The sequence below is a fragment of the Umezawaea sp. genome, assembly GCF_057122925.1.
In genome coordinates, this window is sequence record NZ_DBNGPQ010000161.1 from 1 (window position 1) to 7833 (window position 7833).

Here is a 7833-nt window from a genome sequence, read left to right on the forward strand (position 1 = left end):
CGAGTACGACTCGTCCACATAGGTCAGTAGCACTGCGTAACGCTACCGAACTGACGGTGACCGATCTCGACTGGGCATCAGCAGTGACAGCCCTGCCCCCACCACGCACAGCACGGCCGTGATCAGGAAGATCTCGTGGTACTCCGTCAGCAGCGCGTCCGTCAGCCCCCGCTGGTACTCCGCCAGCAGCCGCTCGTACTCCTCCGGCGGCACCCCGAACGGCAGCGGCGTGTCCAGCGACGCCGTCAGCTCCCGGAACCGGTGCAGCCCCCACGCGGTCAGCGCGGCCACCCCGATCAGCATCCCGGTCATCCGCGCCACCACCACGGCCGCCGACGCGACCCCGTGCTGCGACGCGGGCACGACGCGCAGCACCGCCGCCGACACCGGCGCGATCACCACGCCCAACCCCAGCCCGGCCACGGCGAGGTCGCGCGTCAGCACCCCACCGGACACGTCCGCGGGCCACTGCGCGATCAGCACGTACCCGACGGCCGCCACCAGCAGCCCGCCGAACGACACCCACCGGTCCCCGAGCCGCCCGGCGAGCCACCCGCCGAGCACCGCCCCCACCGGCAGCGCCACCAGGAACCGGACCAGCAGCGTCGCGGCCGACGCCGAGTCGCGCCCGAGCAGCGTCTGCGCGAACAGCTCCACGTCCACCAGCGTCACCATCAGCGCCGCCCCGGCGAACAGCGAGACCCCGAGGCACGCCAGGAACGGCCCCATCCGCACCCCGGCCGGGTCCAGCAGCCGCACCGGCGACCGGCGCTCCCACAGCACGAACCCCACCAGCACCACCAGGGCCGCCCCGATCACCGGCAGCCCCCACGGCGGCAGCACCGCGTGCTCCGGATCGGGGTTGTACAGACCCACGACGAGCAGCCCGAGACCGAGGGCCAGCAGACCCCCGCCCACCAGGTCGATCCGCACCGCGGTGCGCCGACCAGCGGGAACGGTCCGCTGCACGACCGCCATCGCCGCCAGCGCCAGCGGCAGGTTCACCCAGAACACCCACCGCCAGCTCTGCGGCTCCACGGACTCGAAGAACGACCACGCGTTGAACAGCGACGCCACCCCGACGCCGTACAGCGTGCCGAGCACGGACCCCAGCTCCTGCGCCGCGCCCACCACGCCCAGCGCGGACGACCGGCGGGAGGAGTCCCACAGGTCGGCCACCAGCGCCATCGTCACGGGCAGCAGCGCGCCACCGGCGAGCCCCTGCACGACCCGCCCGGCGACCAGCAGCGGCAGGTCGTCGGCCAGCGCCGTTACCACGGACCCCAGGGCGAACCCGACCAGGCACGCGTGCAGCACGACCCGCCGCCCGAACCGGTCCGACAGCTGCCCGAGCAGCGGCATCCCCGCCACGTACCCGAGCAGGTAGCCGGTCACCACGGGCGTGGCCTGCTCCAGGTGGTTCACCGGGATGCCCAGGTCGCGCACCATGTCGATCAGGACGCCGACCACGACGTACGCGTCGAGCGCGCCCAGCAGAACGGCGGCGGCACCCGCGCCGATCGCCAGCCTCCGACCGCTCACGCCGGCGGCGAGACTTCGACGAGCTTGTCCAGCTCGGACAGCGCGATCTCGACCGACCCGCCGTCCAGTTCGAACCGCGCGACCTGGAGCCGCAGGCTCGCCTTGTCCATCGTGAACCGCGACTTCACGTCCGAGGTGATGCCCGGCACGAGCGCCGCGGCGACGTCCTTCGGCACGGTCCCGGCGACGACGTTCGTCTTGTCGTCGACGCTCTCGGTCTTCACGTCCTTGGCGCTGCGCAGCACCTCGGCGACGCCGCGCTTCGGGTCGAGGATCGCGGTGGGGTCGTACACCTGGCTCTTCAGCACGCCCGGCAGCTTCTGGAACCCGCCGGTCGGGCCCTTGACGTACAGGTCGCCGCCGGAGAGCACGAACTCGACCTCCAGCAGCTGACCGAACTGGTCGGTCTTCGCCCTGCCCTTCGCGTCGCCCGCGGCGTTCAGGTCGCCCTCTGCCCCCTGGACGCCCAGCTGGGGCAGCGAACCGTCCACCTTGATGACGAAGTGGGTGCTCTTGACCTCGGCCATGGTGGCGGCCGACCTCGTCAGCACCTCCTTGCCGTCCGGGAGCGGCTCACCGGAGCCTGACGAGCACGCGGCGAGCAGCGTGACGAGTGCGAGCAGGGGCGCCACCAGGGCACGACGTGCGGACATGGGTGGATCGTAGTGCCCCGCAACGCGCCCCCGACCGGCTTTACATAGGCTGCGCACATGGACCGCCAGCAGGAGTTCGTGCTCCGCACCCTCGAGGAACGCGACATCCGGTTCGTCCGGCTCTGGTTCACCGACGTTCTCGGCTTCCTCAAGTCCGTCGCCGTCGCCCCCGCGGAGCTCGAAGGGGCCTTCAGCGAAGGCATCGGCTTCGACGGCTCCGCGATCGAGGGCTTCGCCCGCGTCTTCGAGTCCGACATGGTCGCGAAGCCCGATCCGAGCACGTTCCAGGTGCTGCCGTGGCAGACGCCGGAGGGCACGAACTACTCCGCGCGGATGTTCTGCGACATCACGATGCCGGACGGCTCGCCGTCGTGGGCCGACCCGCGGCACGTGCTGCGCCGGACCCTGTCGAAGGCCAGCGAGATGGGCTTCACCTGCTACGTCCACCCGGAGATCGAGTTCTTCCTGCTGAAGAGCCTCCCGGCCGACGGCAGCGTGCCCGAGCCCGCGGACAACGGCGGGTTCTTCGACCAGACCAGCCACGAGACCGCGACGCACTTCCGCCGCCACGCCATCGAGGCGCTGGAGGCCATGGGCATCTCGGTCGAGTTCAGCCACCACGAGGGCGCGCCCGGCCAGCAGGAGATCGACCTCCGCTACGCCGACGCGCTGACCATGGCGGACAACGTGATGACGTTCCGCTACCTGGTGAAGGAGGTCGCGATCACCCAGGGGGTGCGCGCCTCGTTCATGCCCAAGCCGTTCTCCGACCAGCCCGGCTCGGGGATGCACACCCACGTCAGCCTGTTCGAGGGCGACCGCAACGCGTTCTACGACGCCGAGGACCCCTACCAGCTGTCGGACACCGGCAAGGCGTTCGTCGCGGGCCTGCTCAAGCACGCCCGCGAGATCTCCGGCGTGACGAACCAGTGGGTGAACTCCTACAAGCGGCTCATCGTCGGCGGCGAGGCCCCCACGGCGGTCTGCTGGGGCCACGCGAACCGCTCCGCGCTCGTGCGCGTGCCGATGTACTCGCCCGGCAAGTCGGCGTCCCGCCGCGTCGAGATCCGCTCGCTCGACTCGGCCTGCAACCCGTACCTGGCCTACTCGGTGATCCTGGCGGCGGGCCTCAAGGGCATCCAGGAGGGCTACGAGCTGCCGCCGCCCGCCGAGGACGACGTGTGGTCGCTCACCGACCGCGAGCGCCGCGCCGCCGGGTACGCGAACCTGCCGCAGAACCTGGGCGAGGCGCTGACCGAGATGGAGAACTCGGAACTGCTGCCCGAGGCCCTCGGGGAGCACGTCTACGACTTCTTCCTGCGCAACAAGCGCACGGAGTGGGACGCCTACCGGCGCAGCGTCACCCCCTACGAGCTCCGCTCCCTGCTGCCGGTCTTGTGAGCGAAAAACCCGTGTGGGTGGTCCACAGCGCCCGTCCGGAAAAGCTAGGTTTGCACACCGTGACAGAAGTGCCGTCCACAGGTGTCCTGATCGAGCCGGAGCCGGAGACCGTCCTCATCGCGTGCACGGTGGCCACGGCCGCCGAAGTGCCCGCGGTGAAGGTGCTGTCCAGCTCCTTCCTGGCCAAGCACCCGGACGCGAAGTTCCTCGCGCTCGTGGTGGACGCCCCGCCGTCCAGCAGGGGACCGGGGCTGATCACGCCCGCCGACCTCGGCGTCGAACCCGACGAGCTGGCCGAGCTGGCGACGGCGTGCACGGCCGACCAGCTCTGCGCGGTGCTGCGGCCCCGGCTGCTGGAGACGCTGCTCGCGTCGAACCTGCCGGTGCTCTACCTCGACCCGTGGATCCAGGTGCTGGACTCGGTCACCGAACCGGTGCTGGCCGCGGTCAAGCGCGGCCCGCTCGTGCTCGTGCCGCGCGCGCTGCGACCCCTGCCGGACGACGGCCTGCGCCCTGAGCCCGCCGAACTGCTGGAGACGGGCGTCTTCGACCCCGGCTTCCTCGTGGTCGCGCCCGGCGCGGAGCCGTTCCTGCACAACCTCGCCGCCCAGCTGCGTCGCACCCCGGACGCGACCAAGGCCGTGCTCGACACCGCTCCCGCGCTGGTCAACCACCACGTCCTGCGCGACTCCACCATCGGCCTGTCCGTCTGGAACGCGGGCCACCGCGAACTCGCCCGCGGCGAGGACGGCGTGATGACCATCCTCGGCACCCCGCTGCGGACGGTCCACTTCGCCGGGTTCGACCCCCGGCGCCCGTGGCTGCTGTCCGCCGACTTCGCCGACCGGCCGCGCACCCTGCTGTCCGAGCACCCGCTGCTCGCCGACCTGTGCACGACCTACCGCGCGGAACTGGTGACCCGCGGCTACACGGTCCAGCCCGTCCCGTACGGCTTCGGCGCCCTCGTCGACGGCACGCCCCTGCCCGACGAGCTGCGGGTCGACTACCGCGAGGCCACCCGCCGCAAGGCCCCACCGCCCGCGTTCGGCGCCGACGGCGGCGCGGCGTTCCTGGCCTGGGCCTGCGAGCCCGTCCCCGACCTGCGCGGCAGCACCCGCTGGTCCGCCGCGCTGTGGCGGGCTGACGAAACGCTGCGCAAGCAGTTCCCCGAACCGTTCGGCGAGGACGCCGCGGAGTTCCGCGAGTGGTGCGCCGGGGTCGGCGTCGCGAGCGGTCGCCTGCCGGTGCCCGCCGTGCCCGGCCCGGCCGTGCTCGCCCCCGCCCTGCTCGACCAGCTTGGCGTGTCCGTGCTCGGCGAGGGCCCGGTCGCGGCCCTCGTCCTGGACGTGGCCCGCGCCTCCGGCCTCCCGACGTCCACCACCGCCGGCTACCCGGTGGTCGTGCGGGTGGGCGGCGAGGAGACCGTGCCCGCCGACCGGTTCGTCGTGGACTACGGCATCGACGCGGGCGCCCACGAGGAACGGCACACCGCGAGGGAGCTGTGGGTGCCGTCCGAGGCCACCCGCGCCGCCGCCGAGCGCATCGGCGGTCCCGTCGTCCGCGTGGTGCCCCTGCCCGTGCACGACACCGGCGAACGCGAACTGCCCGAGGCAGGGGACCGCGACGTCGTCTTCGCCGCGCTCGCCGACCACGCCGTCGACCGCGCGGGCAACGTCCTGGGCGCCGTGTCGGCGTTCCTCGGGGCGTTCCCCGACCGCAACGACGTCCGGCTGCTGATCTCCGTCACCGGTGCGGCCGACCACCCCGAGGCCGCCGAGCGCCTGCGCCTGGCCACGGCCGCCGACCCGCGGATCGTGCTGGTCGAGGACGAGCCGGTGCCGGACACCGTCGACTGCCTCGTCTCCCTGCACCGCGGCGGCGCCTGCGACCGCATCGCCCGGCACGTGGCCGAGCTGGCGGTGCGCGGCATCCCCGTGCTGCTCAGCGACCACGGCGCCGCGGCGGAGCTGTTCGACAAGGACTCCGCCGTCTTCGTCCCCTGCCACCAGGGCGGCAGCGAACCGGACGTGCAGGCCGCCGCCAAGCTCATCCGCAGCCTGGCGTCCGACCTCCCGACCGCCGTCGCCATCGGCGCCGCCGGTCGTGAACACCTCCTGCGCACCCGCTCGCTCGCCCGCGTCGGCGACCAGCTCCGCGAACGCGTCGAGCACGCCTACCGCGGCTGGCGCGCACGCCGCACGGCCGCGAACCCGGCCGCGGCGGTCGACCCGCTGCGCGCCCTGCACTCGGCGAAGCACGCGCTGCTGCGGCAGCCCGACACCAGCTCCGCGAGCCGCATCCCGATGGCGCCCGCGCTGCGCAAGGTCGTGCTGCGCGTGCTCGACCACTACGACAACCACATGCGCGAGGTCCTCACGACCCTGGTCGACGGCGTGGAGCGCACCGCGAGCGAACTCGTCCGCCGCCAGGAGGACATCAAGGCGGGCGTCGGGTTCGGCGAGCTGGAGGTGGTGCGCGCCGAGGTCGAGCAGGTCTCCGAGCGCCAGGCGCACCTCAACGACCAGCTCGTGGGCACCGACGACAGCGTCGTGCGGACGCGGGCCGACATGGCGGCCCAGACCAGGCGCCTGCGCGAGATCGAGGACGCCGTCGTGGGGGAGGCTGCCAAGCGCGCCAAGCAGAACGAGGCGCTCGGCTCCCGGCTCGACAAGCTGACCCACGCCCTGGACCGGACGCTGGACCGGATCGACGCGCTGGAGTCCAAGGTCGTGGAGGTGCTGCGCGACCGCGACCACCGGCTCGACGCCGGGGTGCGGGCCGCCAGCCAGGCCCAGCTGACCGCCGACGCGCTGCGCCGGGTCGTCGTCCGCGAGCACGAGCGGCACAGCGAGGCCGAACCCGAAGTCCGGAGCTCCCTCGTGCTCACCGACGTGGGCCTGCTGCGGTTGCCGTCCGACGACGCGTTCATGCTGCCGCTGCTGTCCAGCAACGGGGTGTGGGAGCCGGAGCTGTCCGAGCTGATCGACTCCCTGGTCGAGCCGGACGGCATCTTCCTCGACGTCGGCGCGTACGTCGGCTACCAGACGATCCGCATGCTCGGCAGGCTCGGCACCAGCGGTGCCGTGGTCGCGGTCGAGCCGTCGACGGGCGCGATGGAGCTGCTGAAGCACAACGTCGAGGTGAACCTGCCCGACCGGATCGGCGAACGGCTCATCGTCGTCGAGGCCGCGGCCTGGGAGAGCGCGGGCGAACTGCGCGGCCAACCGGCGTTGACCGGTGGGATCTCCGTCGAACCGATGGCCGAGGACGCGTCCGCCGAGGTGACGCGCGTGCGCGCCGCCCGGTTGGACAAGGAGCTGGAGGAGATGCCCGAGCTCCGCGGCATGAGCCTCTCCGTCGTCCGGGTGGACGCGCCTGGTCGTGGTCACCGCGCGCTGGCCGGACTCGTCCGGCTGCTGCGCAAGGACCGCCCGCACGTGTTCCTGGAGTTCTCCGCGTCGGCGACCGAGGGGTTCGGCGACGACCCGGTGACGGTGCTCAAGGAGTTCCGCATGTGGGGGTACGACCTGGTGCCGGTGGCGACCAGGCAGCCCGCGCTCCCGGAGCAGATCGTGTCGGCGATGGAGGGTCTCCGGTCGATCACGTTGTGGCTGCGACCGAGGCCCGTCCAGGCGAAGTCGCCGGGTCCGGAGGTCGCCGTACCGGTGCGGCAGGCCGCTGACCAGGCGATTTGACTTCTGTTCACGCGGTGCGTAACTTTCTCCAAGTCGCACGAGCCACACCGGGTCGAGCGGGGGTTGACTCCGCGTTTCGAACCGAGTAGCGTCTGTGGCCGCCCCCGAACCACAACTTTTGAGTCAGAATCGCTGCGCGCGAATCTGATTTCGAAAGCGGCGGATCGGATAGAACTTCCCAGAACTAAATGAACGCCAGTTTCCTTGCTGGGCCGGTTTCCTCCAAGAGGCCGATTTGACAAGGGAAAAGCGGTTCGGATAGCGTCTGGTGCATAGCAAACTGAATGCGAAGCGAGTTTCTGCTGAGCGAAACGGTCCGAAACGGCCGATTTGACAAGGCGAAAACGGAGTTGCTAAGCTTCAGGCACAAACGAAATACCGAATACCTGCCCCGGATCGGGTCGCGCAAAGCGAAACGAGATGGTGTGCGCGTGTTCTTTGAGAACTCAACAGCGTGCCGAATAGCCAGTAACTTATATGAACCCAGTCAATGGGTTTCCTTTGAGATCAAACTGGACAACTGACAGTAATGTCAGTGATTG

The 7833-nt window shown here is 71.3% G+C and carries 4 protein-coding genes; 2 read left to right on the forward strand and 2 right to left on the reverse strand.

Annotated features, from left to right (window positions below; translation table 11 throughout):
• Nucleotides 1-42 precede the first annotated feature (42 nt).
• Nucleotides 43-1542: an MFS transporter gene (locus AC156L_RS36610; protein ID WP_330883857.1), complete on the reverse strand. Its 1500-nt coding sequence runs from the start codon at nucleotides 1540-1542 to the stop codon at nucleotides 43-45.
• Nucleotides 1539-2195, reverse strand: a complete 657-nt coding sequence (locus AC156L_RS36615; protein WP_330883859.1) for an LppX_LprAFG lipoprotein — start codon at nucleotides 2193-2195, stop codon at nucleotides 1539-1541. The genes AC156L_RS36610 and AC156L_RS36615 overlap by 4 nt, the downstream gene beginning before the upstream one ends.
• Before the next feature lie 57 nt (nucleotides 2196-2252).
• Here AC156L_RS36615 and AC156L_RS36620 point away from each other — a divergent pair, with 57 nt between their 5' ends.
• Both AC156L_RS36620 and AC156L_RS36625 read left to right on the forward strand, forming a co-directional pair.
• On the forward strand, nucleotides 2253-3596 hold the full coding sequence (locus AC156L_RS36620) for a glutamine synthetase family protein (RefSeq protein ID WP_330883862.1): 1344 nt from the start codon (nucleotides 2253-2255) through the stop codon (nucleotides 3594-3596).
• 68 nt (nucleotides 3597-3664) lie between these two features.
• On the forward strand, nucleotides 3665-7291 hold the full coding sequence (locus tag AC156L_RS36625; RefSeq protein WP_330883863.1) for an FkbM family methyltransferase: 3627 nt from the start codon (nucleotides 3665-3667) through the stop codon (nucleotides 7289-7291).
• Nucleotides 7292-7833 lie beyond the last annotated feature (542 nt).